Raw genomic sequence first — 15,523 nt, 5'->3', positions numbered from 1 at the left:
GGTGTTGCGCTGCGGTAGAATTCTGCTACATAAAACAATAATTAACAGTGATGTTATTCCAAGCGATATGTCCGAAATTTTAGTTGATATCAAAAACATGACCTTTAAGCGTAACGAGCGTGTTATTTATGATGGCATTAGTTTGTCTATTCCTAAAGGTAAAGTTACCGCGATAATGGGCCCAAGTGGTATTGGTAAAACAACGTTATTGCGCTTAATTGGTGGTCAAATTAAACCAGAGTCTGGGCAGATCCTTTTCGATGGCCACGACATTCCTAAATTGTCTCGTAGTGCGTTATATGAAATACGTAAACGTATGAGTATGTTATTTCAAAGTGGTGCCTTGTTTACCGACATGAGTGTTTACGACAATATCGCCTTTCCTATACGCGAGCATACTGAGCTATCAGAAGACATCATTGAAAAAATGGTGCTAATGAAATTAGAAGCGGTGGGTTTGCGTGGTGCAAGAAATTTACGCCCAAGTGAGCTCTCTGGTGGTATGGCGCGTCGAGCAGCATTAGCTCGCTCAATTGCGCTTGACCCTGAACTCATTCTTTACGATGAACCCTTTGCTGGCCAAGACCCTATTTCTATGGGCGTAATTGTCCGGCTCATTCATCAATTAGGTGATGCATTGGGATTAACCTCTGTGGTGGTTTCTCATGATGTCCCAGAAGCGATGAGTATTGCAGATTATATTTATATTATTGCAGAACAAAAAATTATTGGCCAAGGTACGCCGGAAGAAATCTACGCGCACACCTCACCTTTAGTGAAGCAATTTGTTAAAGGGGAAGCGGATGGCCCAGTGCCATTTCATTATCCTGCGGCGTCATATAGTGAAGAGTTAATGGGTCGAGGTGTTGAGAAGTGAAGCAGCTGCAAATATTGGGTCATACCATTATCGAACAAATCTCAGGCTTAGGTAGAGCTTTATTGATGTTAGCATCAGCACTCTTTCATATTCCGAATCCACGCAAAGGTTTTCCTTTGTTGTTGAACCAATTGTACTCCGTTGGCGTATTATCTTTAGTTATCATCGTTGTTTCGGGTTTGTTTATTGGCATGGTATTGGCTTTACAGGGCTATACTATTCTGGTTGATTTTGGCGCTGAAGCTAGCTTAGGGCCCATGGTAGCCTTGTCGTTATTGCGCGAATTGGGACCAGTGGTTGCCGCCTTACTTTTTGCTGGTCGAGCCGGGTCTGCGCTGACCGCTGAAATAGGTTTAATGAAAGCGACCGAGCAACTCTCTAGCCTTGAAATGATGGCAGTAGATCCTTTGCGTCGTGTTATTGCCCCGCGCTTTTGGGCTGGTTTTATCAGTTTGCCACTGTTAGCAGCTATATTCTCTGCGGTGGGTATTTTAGGTGCTCATCTAGTTGGTGTTGATTGGTTAGGTGTTGACAGCGGTACGTTTTGGTCGGTAATGCAGTCGCAAGTATCATTCGAAAAAGACATTTTAAATGGTATTATTAAAAGCTTAGTATTTGCTTTTGTGGTGACTTGGATCGCGGTTTATAAAGGTTATGCTTGTGAGCCAACCTCTGAAGGTATCAGCCGAGCAACAACTTCAACCGTAGTGCAGTCGTCACTATTAGTTTTAGGATTAGATTTTGTATTAACCGCGATAATGTTTACAAGTTAATCTTTGTAAAAAATTTATAGCGGTTATTTAGTTAAATATTATTTGAATTTGGTGGAAGACATGGTGTCGAAAAAAATAGAATTATTGGTCGGACTATTTGCTGCAATTGGTATTGCTGCATTGTTAATGCTAGCACTAAAAGTTGCTGATAGCGGTATTACAGGTACTGGTAACACGTATCAGTTATATGCCAAATTTGACAACATTGGCGGCTTAAAAGTTCGCTCGCCAATTAAAGTGGGTGGCGTTGTGGTCGGCCGTGTTAGTGCTATTTCGTTAGATAGAGAAGATTATACTCCCGTGGTGACTTTAGATATTTTTGCTGAGTACAATAACTTTTCAGAAGCGACTTCAGTGTCAATATTAACCGCGGGTTTATTAGGTGAACAATATGTAGGTTTGTTACCTGGCTTTATTCATACCTCAGTTGAAACTTTGCAACCCGGTGATTATATTGAAGATACCAAGCCAGCATTGGTCTTAGAAGAGCTAATTGGGCAATTTTTGTTTGGTCAAGGAAGTGGTGATTAATCATGAATGATACGATGAAAAGATTCTTTTTTTGTTTAACGCTTTTAACTTGTTCTACCTGGGCTAGTGCCGCAGAAGAGGTTGACAAAAAAGACCCTTATCAAATGATTAAAACGGTTGCCGAGATTACTTTTAAACGTTTTGCTAATGAACAAAGTGCAATACGTAAAGAGCCTAATCTGTTAAAGACCATAGTACGTGAAGAATTAATGCCTTATATAAATTATCAATATGCGGCATATAAAGTTATTGGTAGCAACTTTAAGAAAACTAATAAAGCGGACCGAGCTGAATTTGTTCCAGCATTTCGTGAATACCTTATTACTTCTTATGCACAGGTTTTTACTTTATACAATAACCAAGAAGTAGAGTTTGCACCGGCAAGAGATTTCTCTGATGATCGCGTGGTATCTGTTGCCACCAGTGTAATAGAGCTAGGGCGCGAGCCCATTAATATTTCATTTCGCGTGCGCAAGCATAAAAAAACTGGCGAATGGAAAGCTTACGATATGGTTGCCGAAGGTATAAGTTTACTTGATAGCAAACAAGCGGAATTAAGTAGTTTGATCCGTCAAAAAGGCTTGTCTCATGTTACTGAAATGCTGAAAGAAAAAAGTGAAAAAAGCATTGAATTCAAGTAATAGCAATTGCATTAGTTATTTAAAACGTACAGATAAAATAGCGTATTAAGGGTTGTTAATAGATTAAAATGATAGATGTCCAACAAGCAAATGAAAAAGCGGTTTTTAGTGGTGCCTTAACGCGTGCTACAATAACGCGTGAATTTGATAAAAAATACCGTCAATTAGTTGATCATGAGCGCATGATTATTGATTTGGCTAAAGTCAGTCAAATTGACACTGCAGGCTTAGCTTGGATTCTGTTATTAATAGAATTAGCAGCGAGCAAAAACTGTGATATCAAATTGGTTAATTTACCTGATGACCTATTAAAGTTGGCAAAGTTAAGTGCAGTTGATACCTTATTGCCAATAGAAAACACCTAATCTACACGCTATTTGGAGCAAAAAGTGGAAGTAAAAGATATAGAAAAGCTAATTACCGATGCAGTTGAATTAGACGAGATTCACGTAGCATTTGATGGTTCACAATGTAAAGTCATTGCCATTGCTGACTTTTTAGGTGAATTGAGCCGAGTGAAAAAGCAACAAACAATTTATGCACCCTTAGCAAAAGTTATTAATGAAGGTGTCATTCACGCGGTAACCATTAAAACTTTCACAACGTCTGATTGGCAGCGTGAAAAAATGTTTAATTTACCTCTTTAATTAACACCGACTTAAAAGAATATTCAATTGGACGCATTTAAAATTATAGGTGGGCAACCACTACACGGCGAAGTGACTATTTCAGGCGCAAAGAATGCAGCATTACCTATTCTAATGTCTGCATTGCTCTCGGAAACCCCGGTCACTTTTTCCAATGTTCCTAAACTCAATGATATAGAAACTACGATTAAGCTTTTGTCTCAATTTGGTGCTAAATGTCAGTGGGTTAGTGAGAGTAGTTTGATGATCGATGCTAGTAGTATTGACCATTGTCGCGCGTCGTATGAATTAGTCAAAACCATGCGAGCATCTATTTTGGTCTTAGGCCCTTTGCTTGCCCGTTTTGGTCATGCTGAAGTGTCTTTACCGGGTGGCTGCGCTATTGGTGCTCGACCGGTTAACCTGCATATTCATGGTTTGAAGTTGATGGGTGCAGATATAGACGTTGAAAATGGCTATATCATTGCTCGAAACAATGGTCGACTCAAAGGTGCGACTATTTTTATGGATACCGTCAGTGTTACGGGTACTGAAAATTTGATGATGGCGGCAGCACTTGCTGATGGCGTAACTATTATCGAAAACGCAGCACGTGAACCCGAAATTGTAGATTTAGCTAATTGTCTCAATGGTATGGGCGCCATCGTTTTAGGCGCAGGCTCTGATACCTTAACGATCACCGGCGTTGAAAAGCTACAAGGTGAAAGTTATTCAGTAATGCCAGACCGCATAGAAACAGGTACGTTTTTAGTCGCTGCAGCAGTAACGCAAGGTAAAGTCAGATGTTTAAATACCGATCCTAAAGCTTTAGATGCCGTGCTAAGTAAATTACAAGAAGCTGGCGCGTTAATCACCACGGGTGATGACTGGATTGAACTGGAAATGACTACTAGGCCAAAAGCGGTTAATATTCGCACTGCGCCTCATCCGGCATTTCCAACCGATATGCAAGCGCAATTCGTTGCACTTAATGCCATAGCTGATGGCACAGCAACGACAACAGAAACTATTTTTGAAAATCGCTTTATGCATGTGCCTGAATTACAGCGTATGGGTGCAAAAATAAGTCTTGAAGGCAACACGGCCATCAGTACAGGTGTTGAACACCTAAATGGTGCACAGGTTATGGCTACAGATTTACGTGCCTCTGCGAGCTTAGTAATTGCTGGACTAGTAGCGAGTACAGAAACGCAAGTTGATCGCATTTATCATATTGATCGTGGATATCAAAAAATTGAAGATAAACTGCAAGCATTAGGTGCAAATATTACGCGTATTAAAGCGAGTTAAATCTAGCGTATTTGCGCGTGTTAAGCGTTAAGCTGAATTAGACGTTAATTGTTTCATAAAAAATCCCAGCTACTTGCTGGGATTTTTTTGTGTAAGGCTAATTAAAAAGGGTAACTAAAAGCTCTTATATCAATTGATACTATTTGGGCACTTCAGCAATGGTAACTGGCAAGGTTAACAGTTGGTTATCGCGAGAGATCATAAAGTTTAATATGCTCCCTGGCGCGGCTTCTGCGACAACATCTAAGCCCTGTTTTGCATTCTGTAATCGAATATCGTTAATTTGGTAAACCACGTCACCAGATTGAAGTCCTGCTTTGAGGGCGGGGCTATTTGGCGTTATCGCACCAATAATAAAGCCTTTTAGGCTAGTCACAGAATCTTTTGCGTCGACACCAAGCCAACCACGCACTACTCGTCCATGCTCAATTATTTTCAACATAATTGTACGCGCTAATTGATACGGAACCGCAAAAAATATTCCCTGGATATTGAGATTAGGATTGGCCTGAGTAAACTTTCTTGAATTGATACCGACTAATTCGCCGTTAGAATTGATAAGCGCGCCGCCGGAATTGCCTTCATTAATGGCGGCATCCATTTGTAAAAATTGTAAGTAGCTAGTACTTAAGCCACTTTGCCCTGTTGCGCTAACAATACCTTGTGTAACGGTTTGGCCAAGATTTAAAGGGTTACCAATAGCTAACACCACATCACCAACTTGTGATGTTAATGTACTAATTTGTGGGATCACAGGTAAATTATTGTCGTGAACCTTTAATACTGCAAGATCGGTAAGCACATCGTAACCAATGAGTTCAGCATGAAGTTCTTGCCCGCGTTGCAATACCACTACAATTAAATCAGCACTTTGCACTACATGGTAGTTAGTTAGAATATAGCCCTGTTCATGCATGATAACGCCACTACCTAAACGGGTGACTTTACGCGATTGACGACCATAAGTTGGGTTAACTTGAATATCTTCAGTGTAAATATTGACTACAGCAGGGCCAGCTAACCGCACTGCTTTTGCATAAGAAAGTGGTTGTTGCTTTTGTTCGGTGGCAGTAAATACTTGCCAAGGTAAGATGTTATTCTCACGTAGCTCAGGTACTAATATCAACAAAACTACTGCAAACATGACACCGTAGCTGGCTGAACGAAGGATAAACTTTAGGGCATTGATAATTTTCAACAGGATTATTTTTATTAGTCTAATTTTTAGTAGATTAACATAAACCCATTGTGGTTATAAGGTCTTGTCTAGCTATATCTTTTAAAAGCGATTTTACAATAATTTGCAGTGCATTATCTGCTCATGGATATTATCTTTTAGGTTGCTGTTGATATATTTTAATGTCTAGCAACCTAGACATTAAAATATAAATTAGTTGAGTCTATGATTTTGATTAAAAAAATAGTTAATCTTCAGTATTAACCTCTTTAAGTTTATGAAATTTATTAAACTTAATAATAGATGTTAATTCATGACCGTATTCTGCTCCTTTTTCAGAATAACGATCTAACTTTTTAACTAAAGCAAATGGGTCATCTGTTTTCATTTTTAATTTTCTAAACTCTTTAAACGCAGTGCTTCGTGCAATTGTTCGATAATAATCACGAACTGACGCTTTTACTGATGAGTATTCTTTTACCCAAATCGTTTTATCACCGCGTTTTTGCAGTGCAGCAATTCTGGGTTCATCTTCATCAAATGACCAAACACCAAAAATATTATAGGCCTCTCTGAAGAATCGAGAAGTAGCCCAAGAACTTTCCATGGCGGCTTGTGCAATAGCGATACTTTTTGGGTGTGGCTTAAGTGCCATTAAAAGTTCTGCATCGCTTTTTGCTTTGTATTCCACTTTAAGTTCTTCTATTTCTTCAATATTATCACCAGATTTAAGTGATGCTGAAACGTCTTGATATTGTTCCATAAGTTCAGCGTATACTTCGTTTACTGCTGGAATAATGAGCTCTTTAAAACGCGCCTTTTTCTCTTGCACTGTCATTTTTGGCAAAGTTGTTTCTTGCGATGAGTAGAAATAAATAACGGCAGACAACAAGAATAAGGAGATTAACGCGATTAATATTTTAGATTGGAAAGAAGTTAATTTCATATAAAGCCTTTATTTGAAGTGTTAAAATATTAACTATAAAAAATAGGTTACGCTATAATAGCATATATATACAACTGCCCAAATACCGGGTAACTAACCTCGCGTAAGCTACCCTAAAATATAGGCCCTCTGTTCAGGTTATTTTTCTCATTTGTAATATTCTAATCTTTTAAAATAAGCTATAACCAAAGTCAGATAAAACCTTAAACTGATGATGGTGTGAGATTTCGAGCGATAAAAAAGCCTGTTGTTAGACAGGCTTAGTTCTTAGTGTTGAGTAACGTGGCTTTATAGATCAATGAAAGCCACTTGTTGGTTTCTACTAACGAATCATTAAGAACAATGAAGAGTTGTTGCGCTGAACATTCAGTGCAAAAACACCTTTATGATCATTTAAGTAGCTACGTAACTCACCTATATTATTGATACGTTGGCGATTAATGCCATTAATTACATCACCTTTACGTAAACCAACTGCGGCAGCAGGGCTATTTTCAGCTATTTCAGCAACTGTAATGCCATTGCCTTGGCTGTTATTTTCCAGTTCAGCACCATCCAGCATGCGATGTAAACTCGCTGCTTCTATATTTGCCATTTCAGACTTTTTCAACGTGACATCATAGGTCTTTTCTTTACCGTCTTTTCTTATCACGGTTATTTTTACAGTTTGCCCAGCGCCAATTGAACCAATTTTACCTCTAAGTGCGTTAAAGGTTTTAATCATTTTACCGTTAACTTTAATAATAACATCGCCAGCTCTAATACCGGCTTCATCAGCGGCTGAATCTGGAGTGACTTGTTCAACAAAACCACCTTGGCTAACATCAAGCTCCATTGCTTTGGCAATTTCACTATTGACACTGCGACCAGCAACACCTAAAACACCGCGTCGAACTTCACCAAACTCAATTATTTGATTTACCAGGTTTTGTACCATATTACTTGGAATGGCAAAACCAATACCGACATTGCCACCGTTAGGGCCTAAAATAGCGGTATTGATACCGATTAATTCACCACGCAAGTTGATTAAGGCGCCGCCTGAATTTCCGCTATTAATCGCGGCATCGGTTTGAATGAAATCTTCGTAGTTTTCAATGTTGAGACCGCTGCGACCTAACGCACTAACAATACCAGAGGTAACGGTTTGTCCTAAGCCAAATGGACTCCCGATGGCAACAGCAAAATCACCAACACGTAAATTATCAGAGTCAGCAATTTTTACTGCAACAAGATCATCTGCTTTTATTTGTAATAAAGCGATATCGCTAGCTTCGTCGCCACCAATTTTTTTTGCTTCAAGTTGGCGACCATCTTTTAAAGTAATTTGAATTTCGTCTGCATCATTTATTACGTGACTGTTAGTGACGATATAACCTTTGTCAGCGTCTAGAATAACCCCTGAGCCTAAACCGCGAAATTGTCGTTCTTTTTGTTGGCCTTTACCTTGGCGAGGATTACCAAAGAAAAATTTAAATGCATCGGGTACACGTTGTTCAACTTCATGGGTACCGCGAACTGATATTAGTACAACACCCGGAGTTACCTTTTCAAGCATAGGTGCAAGGCTAGGCATATTTTGCCCATTTAGCGATTGAGGTAATTCGGCTTGTACGGGTAAGCTTGCCATGGCAAGTGTAGAGGAAAGTAAAACAGTATTAATTAAAACTGATAAATTTTTCATATAACAGAAAACTCCTAATTAAAGTATTTAAAGAAACAGGAACAACTCGATGTTTAGTTAATGTTTAGCGAGTTAATCCTGTTACTATCACCCAATTAAAGACATGGAATAAAAAAATTAGTTCCTAATTATTGGTCTCAGAATTTGTAACACTATGTTTCTTGTCATCAAACAAGCCACTGGGGGCGCCGGAATAATCAAGAGGTGGCTCTGACGCTGTTTCATCATTTTTACGCACACTTTTGTTATGTCGCAAGTTCACAGTTTGTGCTAATTGTTCTTGTGTTTCTTTAGAGAAAAATGGCATGTTTTCAATGTTATCTGGTGTGGCTTGTTGCAACAGTTGAGTACTTTGCGCCATTTGTGCCATAGCCACTTGGCAAGTACTGTTCATTTGCCCAAGTAAATTGGCTGAGTTTTCAAGATGCTCTGCGACATCAAGTTTATACCGTGCTAATTCTGATTCACTTTGACTGGCTTTAGCCGCGAGTTTCTGTGTTTCTTGAGTAGATGAAAAAAGTATTCTGCTAGCAAAAAAACCGATAATTGCACCAACGATAAATAGCCCGAGTCCTAAAACAACATTCATATTTCTTTACCTTCATTGTATTCATGGAAAAAATTAGAGAAAATAACCTTCAATCCAATTTAATATAACGTGCTTCACGCTACTTTCCTAATGAATATATTTGCAAAAAAATATATTTCAAGTGTAGTTTGTGTAAACGTTATAAAAAAATAAAGTTAGTACTAATTAAACGGCTGTTAAATGATTAAATTATCTCCAATTGGCAAGTATACGCAAGATTTAACCCGCGATGATTTTCATTTTGATGCGGCACAAGAAAATGCCGTTAAAAATTTGCAACGCCTTTACGACGATTTAATTACTCAACCTTTACCGGTAACCGGTTTTAAAAAAGTATTAAATAACTGGAAGAGAGTTGTAGCGAAACCGGAAATAAAGCTGATAAAAGGTATTTATTTTTGGGGCGGTGTTGGCCGAGGTAAAACTTACCTTGTTGATACCTTTTATGATTGTTTACCATTTCAGAATAAAATGCGAGTGCATTTTCATCGCTTTATGCATCGTGTGCATGAAGAATTGAAATCGCTACAAGGGCAGTCAGATCCGCTTAAGGTTATTGCTAAACGCTTTGCCGATGAAACCTGTATTATTTGTTTTGATGAGTTTTTTGTGTCAGATATTACCGACGCTATGATTTTAGGCACTTTGTTTGAAGAGTTATTTGCCCACAATGTCACGCTTGTTGCTACATCAAACATTATTCCTGATGAGTTATATCGCAATGGCTTGCAGCGTGAACGCTTCCTGCCAGCAATAAAGTTAATTAATCAATGTTGTGATGTTATTAACGTGGATAGTGGTGTTGATTATCGACTGCGCACCTTAGAGCAAGCTGAAATATTTCATTACCCTTTAGATCAACAAGCCGATGAAAATTTAATGCAGTATTTTCAACAGTTGTCGATTGAAGCCGGTGAAAAGGGTAAGGTTATTAACATTAATAACCGCTCGCTAACCACGATTCAAGAGTCGGATGGTGTAGTGCATTTTGATTTTTCAACCCTGTGTGAATCTGCGCGAAGTCAGCGCGATTATATGGAACTGAGCCGCTTATATCATACAGTATTACTGGCAAATGTTACGCAAATGGGCGTTGATAATGATGATAGTACGCGTCGGTTCATTGCTTTAGTTGATGAGTTTTATGAACGCCATGTTAAATTAATTATCTCAGCGGAAGTCGCTCTAGAGTGTTTATATTTAGAAGGCCGCTTAACGTTTGAATTCAAGCGGTGTTTAAGTCGATTGCAAGAAATGCAGTCGCATAGCTATTTAGCCAGTGAACATTTACCTTAATATATTAATGATGAGTTATTCGCTGTTTAGCGGTTTTAAATTGAAATGGAGTTCATGTAAATGCTAACTAAAAAGATTATCCACTACGGCGCTGTTTTAATTGCGCTATTTACGTTAAATGTGTTGGCTGAGCCTGCTGATAACCCTTATAGAAAGTCTCTTGATATAACAAAAAAATATTTACCAGAGGCTATTGCTGCTATGTGGCAGAGCGAATATTTAGTGTGGCGAGCTCAATTGTTTAACTCTGCTTGTAGCCAAAATCAGCAAGCGGTAAAAAATACCATAAACTCAAGTTTTCCATTGTTTAATCAATATATTATTGATCAAGCGATAATTAATAAAACACTAACAGACGACAGCGAAAAATTAATCTTACAAAATAGTAACAAGTTGTATTATCTTATTTTTAGCGAGGTTTATGCGTTTGCTTATAAAAAGCGTTTGCAAATAATTAAACAGTATCACCCAGAAATCACCCTTGATTTATGCACGCATGCTAAAAAATCTTCACAACAATATCCGGCTTACGAGCAGGCAATAATGCCTTGGCAAACAACCAATCAATTAGAGGTAAATACTTGGCGGGCAGAATTGTTTTCAATGCGGACAGTGAACAAATATTTTATAAATGCCTTTATGACTAGGCAAAAGCCTTTTGCTAATATAATAGACGCAGAAATCTATGCCAGAATCCAGCAAGATGAAAAAGCCATAATTGCCTTTACTGATATTAGCGAGAGCTACAGATACGGCGCTTTGCTTATGAAAGAAATAGCTAAAGCGTACACAAAAACAAAAGGTAGAGAATTGCCCGATAAGCTTTGGCGGCCAATTTATGCTCAAGAAGCCAGTTTATTGGCAAGCCGAGCTTACAAACTGGCAACTGTCTCAGCCCTAATGCAACTTAAAGCACTTTATCCAGAGTTATCTCCACGCATTGAAGCTCATATGCTTAGCTATGTTAAATTACAATTAAGCACATTAGACCAGGATAAAAAACGATTGAGTAAAGCATTTAATGCAGGTTAATGCTTTTTTTTGATTATTTCGCTTTAGTGACAAAAAGATTAAAAAATAGGCGTGATCTTTTGATTATTGTTCTGTATAATCCGGCCTCCCTACGTTACAAAGCTTGTTCTTTTTCCAGAGGACTGGCAACGGACTCGATGCTCGAAGGGGCAATAGCGTAGTCTTTAACGGATAACTTAAGGTTTTCTTAGGTTATTATTTAAGTAACATTTATATAATTGGGTTTTTTAATGAAAACTTTTGTAGCTAAACCAGAAAGCGTACAACGCGAATGGTTCTTAGTGGACGCCGAAGATAAAACTTTAGGTCGTATCGCTACTGAAATTGCAAGCCGTTTACGCGGTAAGCATAAAGCAGAATATACTCCTCATGTAGATACTGGCGATTACATCGTTGTTATCAATGCTGAGAAAGTAAGAGTAACTGGTAATAAAGCGAAGGGTAAAATTTACTACTCGCATACAGAATTTGTTGGTGGTCTTAAGCAAATTAGCTTTGAAAAGCTAATCGAAAAAGCTCCAGAGCGCGTTATTGAATTCGCAGTTAAGGGTATGTTACCTAAAGGTCCTTTAGGTCGTGAAATGTTCCGTAAGCTTAAAGTTTACGCGGGTACTGAACATAAACATACTGCACAACAACCACAACTTTTGGAGCTGTAAGCAATGGCTGATAATCAATATTACGGTACTGGTCGTCGCAAGAGCTCAACTGCTCGTGTGTTCATGAAAGCTGGTAACGGTGCAATCACAATTAACAAACGTGACATTTCTGTATACTTTGGTCGTGAAACGGCTCGTATGGTTGTTCGTCAACCATTAGACTTAGTTGAAATGTTAGAAAAGTTTGACTTTAACATCACTGTAACTGGTGGTGGTATTTCTGGTCAAGCTGGCGCAATTCGTCACGGTATTACTCGTGCATTAATGGAGTTTGACGAAACTTTACGTAGTGCTCTACGTAATGCTGGTTTCGTTACTCGTGATGCTCGTAAAGTTGAACGTAAGAAAGTTGGTCTACACAAGGCTCGTAAAAAGCCACAATTTTCAAAACGTTAATTTTTACGTTATGTTATTTCAAAAACCGGCTTCTGCCGGTTTTTTTATGGCAAAAAATTATGTGGCATTACACTTTGCGGCTTTAAATTTCTCACTGAAAAATACTGGCTCACCATTGTTTATAATTTCAAAACTCATATCTTAAATAGCTGTTCTTGTTTAATTTTTATTTATAAGTAACAGGGTAATTTAACCATAAATACGAATAGTTTTTATTTATTTGACTTAGTGAGTATAAAAATTGACTTTTATTTGCATAAACCTGTGTTGAAAAGGTTAATTACCTTGTAAAAAACAAGGGTTTTCTTTATTATCAGAGCAATTTTTTTGTCGTTGATTTAGTCGATCAGCAATCTTCACAGTAACTAAGCACTTTTCTTAGTCACGTGTTGTTGTTTTAGCTAGATAATAATTGGAGAGTTTGAATGAGCAATGTGCCTGTTAACAATGGCCGTCGACGCTTTTTAACTGCTGCTACTTCGGTAGTTGGTGGTGTGGGTGTTGTCGGTGTGGCTGTGCCTTTCATTGGTTCTTGGAACCCTAGCGCGCGTGCGAAAGCTGCAGGTGCGCCGGTTGAAGTCAATGTAAGTAAATTAGAGCCTGGTCAATTAATTCGTGCTGAATGGCGCGGTAAACCTGTATATGTGGTTCGTAGGTCAGAAGAAATTTTAGCTGGCTTGAGTGCGCATAACGGGCAATTGAAAGATCCTGATTCAGAAAAACCGCAACAGCCAGTGTATGCTACGAATGAATTTCGCTCGATTAAACCAGAAATTATGGTGGCATTAGGCGTATGTACTCATTTAGGTTGTGCTCCAACATATCTCAAAGGTAACTTTGAGGAGCAAGTAGAAGGCGTGACAGATGGTTTTTATTGTCCATGTCATGGCTCTAAATTTGATATGGCTGGTCGTGTTTTTCAAAGTGTACCAGCGCCAACAAACTTAATGGTTCCTGAGCATTCATTCCCTACTGAAGGTACATTGTTGATTGGTGTATCTGGAGGAGAAGCATAATGTTTTCTAACTTAATGGCTTGGATCGAACAGCGTCTACCTTTGATGGACGCAATGAATAAACATGCCGCACAATACCCTGCACCAAAAAACTTTAACTTTTGGTATGTATTCGGTATTTTGGCGAGTGTTGTTTTAGTTAACCAATTGTTAACCGGTGTATGGTTAACAATGAACTACGAACCTTCAGGTGATGGTGCTTTTGCTTCTGTAGAATACATCATGCGTGATGTCGACTACGGTTGGTTATTGCGTTATATGCATTCAACGGGTGCTTCTGCATTCTTTGTGGTCGTATACATGCATATGTTCCGTGGCATGATGTACGGCTCTTACCAAAAGCCGCGTGAATTACTGTGGTTGTTCGGTATGCTAATCTTCTTAGTATTAATGGCTGAAGCATTTATGGGCTACTTATTACCTTGGGGTAATATGTCGTACTGGGGTGCACAAGTTATTATCTCTATATTTGGCGCTATTCCTGTAATTGGAGACGACTTAACACTGTGGATTCGTGGTGATTATGTTATATCCGGGGCGACGCTAAACCGTTTCTTTGCGTTGCATGTTATTGCCTTGCCATTAGTGTTAGTTGTGTTAGTTTTCTTACACATTTTAGCGTTACATGAAGTAGGTTCAAACAACCCTGACGGCACTAATATTAAAAAGCCTAAAGGCAGTGTTCCTCCTGAAGAGCAAAGTAAATTTGCCTTCCACGAGCAGTATACTAAGAAGTACGATATTGTTGATGCGATTCCGTTCCATCCTTATTACACGGTAAAAGATTTAGTTGCTGTGGTGATCTTCTTAATTATTTTCTGTGGCGTTATGTTCTTTGCCCCAGAAGGTGGTGGTTACTTTATAGAAGCGCCAAACTTCGAACCTGCTAACGGTTTAAAAACACCAGAGCATATTGCTCCAGTATGGTATTTTGGTCCTTTTTACACCATTTTACGTATTATCCCGGATAAGCTTTTAGGGGCTATTGGTATGTTTGGTGCGATAATCGCATTGTTCATGTTGCCTTGGTGTGACCGTGGTGTTGTGAAGTCTCTTCGCTATCGTTGTACTGCACACACAGTTAACCTTATCCAATTTGCTATTTGTTTTATTATTTTAGGTGTTTTAGGTACTTTGCCTGCGACGCCATTAAATAACATGATTGGTACCATTGCGAGTTTTGGTTACTTTGGATTTTTCGTTGCGATATGGATTTACAGTAAAAACGAAAAAACCCAGCCAGTTCCAGAGAGGGTGACAGGAAAATGAAAAAATTTATTTTAGCAGTTTTAGCTGTACTTCCTATGCTAGCAATAGCAGCTGGACCAAGCTTACAATTAGATGAAGCTAATAATGATTTACGTGACAAAGCCTCGTTAAAACGTGGTTTTGAAGCTTACATTAACAATTGTTTAGCCTGTCACGAATTAAAGTATCAGCGTTACAATCGTACTTTTGCTGATTTGGGTATCTCTGATGCAGATGGTGTAGCTAATTATATGTATACCGGTGAAAAAGCTGGTGATCATATTACCAATACTATGCCAGCTAAAGAAGCGGCTAAGTGGTTTGGTAGTTCACCACCTGATTTAACACTTGAAGCTCGCTTTAGAAGTCCTGATTACATCTATACATACTTGCGTTCTTTTTATGTTGATGAAAACCGTCCTTTTGGTGTTAACAACAAGGTGTTTCCAGACGTTGGTATGCCGCATGTTTTACAAAACCTTCAAGGTGTTCGCACAATGGATGAGCACGGTAACCTTTCTGAGGCTACTGGTGGTTCAATGACAGCAGAAGAGTATGATACTTTTGCTCGAGATATAACCAACTTCTTGGAATATACCGGTGAGCCAAATAAACTTGAGCGTGAAAGCATGGGTTATTGGGTTATTGGTTTCCTATTTATCTTGTTATTCTTTGCTTACTTACTGAAGAAAGAATACTGGAGAGATGTACACTAGTTATTA

18 protein-coding genes are annotated in these 15,523 nt (G+C 38.6%); 14 read left to right on the top strand and 4 right to left on the bottom strand.

The features are described 5' to 3' along the window. The first annotated feature begins 67 nt into the window (after positions 1-67). The 7 genes from mlaF to murA all read left to right on the top strand — a co-directional run bounded on the left by mlaF (position 68) and on the right by murA (position 4,759). Entirely contained in the window at positions 68-877 is an 810-nt protein-coding gene (gene mlaF, locus H4J38_RS03260; RefSeq protein ID WP_182129388.1) for a phospholipid ABC transporter ATP-binding protein MlaF, read from the top strand. Continuing rightward, a complete protein-coding gene (mlaE, locus tag H4J38_RS03255) occupies positions 874-1,650 on the top strand; it encodes a lipid asymmetry maintenance ABC transporter permease subunit MlaE (protein ID WP_182129386.1) in 777 nt (258 codons plus the stop codon). Before mlaF ends, mlaE begins: the two co-directional genes overlap by 4 nt. A gap of 60 nt (positions 1,651-1,710) precedes the next feature. Continuing rightward, positions 1,711-2,181: an outer membrane lipid asymmetry maintenance protein MlaD gene (gene mlaD / locus H4J38_RS03250; RefSeq protein WP_182129384.1), complete on the top strand. Its 471-nt coding sequence runs from the start codon at positions 1,711-1,713 to the stop codon at positions 2,179-2,181. Positions 2,182-2,183: 2 nt separating this feature from the next. Next, positions 2,184-2,822 carry a phospholipid-binding protein MlaC gene (locus H4J38_RS03245; protein ID WP_259365370.1) on the top strand — a complete coding sequence of 213 codons (639 nt, stop codon included), beginning with the start codon at positions 2,184-2,186 and terminating at the stop codon, positions 2,820-2,822. A gap of 68 nt (positions 2,823-2,890) precedes the next feature. After that, complete coding sequence (locus tag H4J38_RS03240; RefSeq protein WP_182129382.1) at positions 2,891-3,187, top strand: lipid asymmetry maintenance protein MlaB; 297 nt, start codon at positions 2,891-2,893, stop codon at positions 3,185-3,187. Positions 3,188-3,211: 24 nt separating this feature from the next. Further along, positions 3,212-3,469, top strand: a complete 258-nt coding sequence (locus tag H4J38_RS03235) for a BolA family protein (RefSeq protein WP_182129380.1) — start codon at positions 3,212-3,214, stop codon at positions 3,467-3,469. A gap of 27 nt (positions 3,470-3,496) precedes the next feature. Then, on the top strand, positions 3,497-4,759 hold the full coding sequence (murA, locus tag H4J38_RS03230; RefSeq protein ID WP_182129378.1) for a UDP-N-acetylglucosamine 1-carboxyvinyltransferase: 1,263 nt from the start codon (positions 3,497-3,499) through the stop codon (positions 4,757-4,759). Between the two features lie 139 nt (positions 4,760-4,898). On the opposite strand, the gene H4J38_RS03225 is transcribed toward murA, so the two are convergent. From H4J38_RS03225 to H4J38_RS03210, 4 genes are all read right to left on the bottom strand, one after another. Further along, on the bottom strand, positions 4,899-5,903 hold the full coding sequence (locus H4J38_RS03225) for a trypsin-like peptidase domain-containing protein (protein WP_182129377.1): 1,005 nt from the start codon (positions 5,901-5,903) through the stop codon (positions 4,899-4,901). A gap of 280 nt (positions 5,904-6,183) precedes the next feature. Further along, positions 6,184-6,882 (bottom strand): glucosaminidase domain-containing protein, encoded by a 699-nt coding sequence (locus tag H4J38_RS03220; RefSeq protein ID WP_182129375.1) that lies wholly within the window; start codon positions 6,880-6,882, stop codon positions 6,184-6,186. Between the two features lie 322 nt (positions 6,883-7,204). Further along, the gene (locus tag H4J38_RS03215) at positions 7,205-8,566 is read right to left on the bottom strand and encodes a Do family serine endopeptidase (protein WP_182129373.1); all 1,362 of its coding nucleotides are present in this window, start codon (positions 8,564-8,566) and stop codon (positions 7,205-7,207) included. 124 nt (positions 8,567-8,690) lie between these two features. Further along, positions 8,691-9,155 (bottom strand): YhcB family protein, encoded by a 465-nt coding sequence (locus tag H4J38_RS03210; protein ID WP_182129371.1) that lies wholly within the window; start codon positions 9,153-9,155, stop codon positions 8,691-8,693. 180 nt (positions 9,156-9,335) lie between these two features. Here H4J38_RS03210 and zapE point away from each other — a divergent pair, with 180 nt between their 5' ends. The 7 genes from zapE (at position 9,336) to H4J38_RS03175 (ending at position 15,517) form a co-directional block, all read left to right on the top strand. Next, positions 9,336-10,451 carry a cell division protein ZapE gene (gene zapE, locus H4J38_RS03205; protein ID WP_182129369.1) on the top strand — a complete coding sequence of 372 codons (1,116 nt, stop codon included), beginning with the start codon at positions 9,336-9,338 and terminating at the stop codon, positions 10,449-10,451. Positions 10,452-10,511: 60 nt separating this feature from the next. Next, on the top strand, positions 10,512-11,483 hold the full coding sequence (locus H4J38_RS03200) for a hypothetical protein (RefSeq protein WP_182129367.1): 972 nt from the start codon (positions 10,512-10,514) through the stop codon (positions 11,481-11,483). A 230-nt stretch (positions 11,484-11,713) separates the two neighbouring features. Next, positions 11,714-12,142 carry a 50S ribosomal protein L13 gene (gene rplM, locus H4J38_RS03195; protein ID WP_085330301.1) on the top strand — a complete coding sequence of 143 codons (429 nt, stop codon included), beginning with the start codon at positions 11,714-11,716 and terminating at the stop codon, positions 12,140-12,142. 3 nt (positions 12,143-12,145) lie between these two features. Next, on the top strand, positions 12,146-12,538 hold the full coding sequence (gene rpsI, locus H4J38_RS03190; RefSeq protein ID WP_081150081.1) for a 30S ribosomal protein S9: 393 nt from the start codon (positions 12,146-12,148) through the stop codon (positions 12,536-12,538). Between the two features lie 425 nt (positions 12,539-12,963). Continuing rightward, on the top strand, positions 12,964-13,554 hold the full coding sequence (petA, locus tag H4J38_RS03185) for a ubiquinol-cytochrome c reductase iron-sulfur subunit (protein WP_182129365.1): 591 nt from the start codon (positions 12,964-12,966) through the stop codon (positions 13,552-13,554). Then, positions 13,554-14,822, top strand: coding sequence for a cytochrome bc complex cytochrome b subunit (locus tag H4J38_RS03180; protein ID WP_182129363.1), 1,269 nt, complete (start codon positions 13,554-13,556; stop codon positions 14,820-14,822). The genes petA and H4J38_RS03180 overlap by 1 nt, the downstream gene beginning before the upstream one ends. Further along, positions 14,819-15,517 (top strand): cytochrome c1, encoded by a 699-nt coding sequence (locus H4J38_RS03175; RefSeq protein ID WP_182129361.1) that lies wholly within the window; start codon positions 14,819-14,821, stop codon positions 15,515-15,517. Before H4J38_RS03180 ends, H4J38_RS03175 begins: the two co-directional genes overlap by 4 nt. The last annotated feature ends 6 nt before the right edge of the window (positions 15,518-15,523 follow it).

The organism is Colwellia sp. BRX10-3, assembly GCF_014077505.1.
Lineage (GTDB): Bacteria > Pseudomonadota > Gammaproteobacteria > Enterobacterales > Alteromonadaceae > Cognaticolwellia.
Note: the sequence above shows the minus strand (reverse complement) of the source record. Positions and strands in the feature narration are given on the sequence as shown.

What these genes read in the sequence shown, in the direction of transcription:
- mlaF (WP_182129388.1), top strand. Translation starts at nt 68, where the DNA reads ATGTCCGAAATTTTAGTTGATATCAAAAACATGACCTTTAAGCGTAAC.
- mlaD (WP_182129384.1), top strand. Translation starts at nt 1,711, where the DNA reads ATGGTGTCGAAAAAAATAGAATTATTGGTCGGACTATTTGCTGCAATT.
- H4J38_RS03245 (WP_259365370.1), top strand. Translation starts at nt 2,184, where the DNA reads ATGAATGATACGATGAAAAGATTCTTTTTTTGTTTAACGCTTTTAACT.
- H4J38_RS03240 (WP_182129382.1), top strand. Translation starts at nt 2,891, where the DNA reads ATGATAGATGTCCAACAAGCAAATGAAAAAGCGGTTTTTAGTGGTGCC.
- H4J38_RS03225 (WP_182129377.1), bottom strand. Translation starts at nt 5,903, where the DNA reads ATGTTTGCAGTAGTTTTGTTGATATTAGTACCTGAGCTACGTGAGAAT.
- H4J38_RS03220 (WP_182129375.1), bottom strand. Translation starts at nt 6,882, where the DNA reads ATGAAATTAACTTCTTTCCAATCTAAAATATTAATCGCGTTAATCTCC.
- H4J38_RS03215 (WP_182129373.1), bottom strand. Translation starts at nt 8,566, where the DNA reads ATGAAAAATTTATCAGTTTTAATTAATACTGTTTTACTTTCCTCTACA.
- H4J38_RS03210 (WP_182129371.1), bottom strand. Translation starts at nt 9,155, where the DNA reads ATGAATGTTGTTTTAGGACTCGGGCTATTTATCGTTGGTGCAATTATC.
- zapE (WP_182129369.1), top strand. Translation starts at nt 9,336, where the DNA reads ATGATTAAATTATCTCCAATTGGCAAGTATACGCAAGATTTAACCCGC.
- H4J38_RS03200 (WP_182129367.1), top strand. Translation starts at nt 10,512, where the DNA reads ATGCTAACTAAAAAGATTATCCACTACGGCGCTGTTTTAATTGCGCTA.
- rplM (WP_085330301.1), top strand. Translation starts at nt 11,714, where the DNA reads ATGAAAACTTTTGTAGCTAAACCAGAAAGCGTACAACGCGAATGGTTC.
- rpsI (WP_081150081.1), top strand. Translation starts at nt 12,146, where the DNA reads ATGGCTGATAATCAATATTACGGTACTGGTCGTCGCAAGAGCTCAACT.
- petA (WP_182129365.1), top strand. Translation starts at nt 12,964, where the DNA reads ATGAGCAATGTGCCTGTTAACAATGGCCGTCGACGCTTTTTAACTGCT.
- H4J38_RS03180 (WP_182129363.1), top strand. Translation starts at nt 13,554, where the DNA reads ATGTTTTCTAACTTAATGGCTTGGATCGAACAGCGTCTACCTTTGATG.
- H4J38_RS03175 (WP_182129361.1), top strand. Translation starts at nt 14,819, where the DNA reads ATGAAAAAATTTATTTTAGCAGTTTTAGCTGTACTTCCTATGCTAGCA.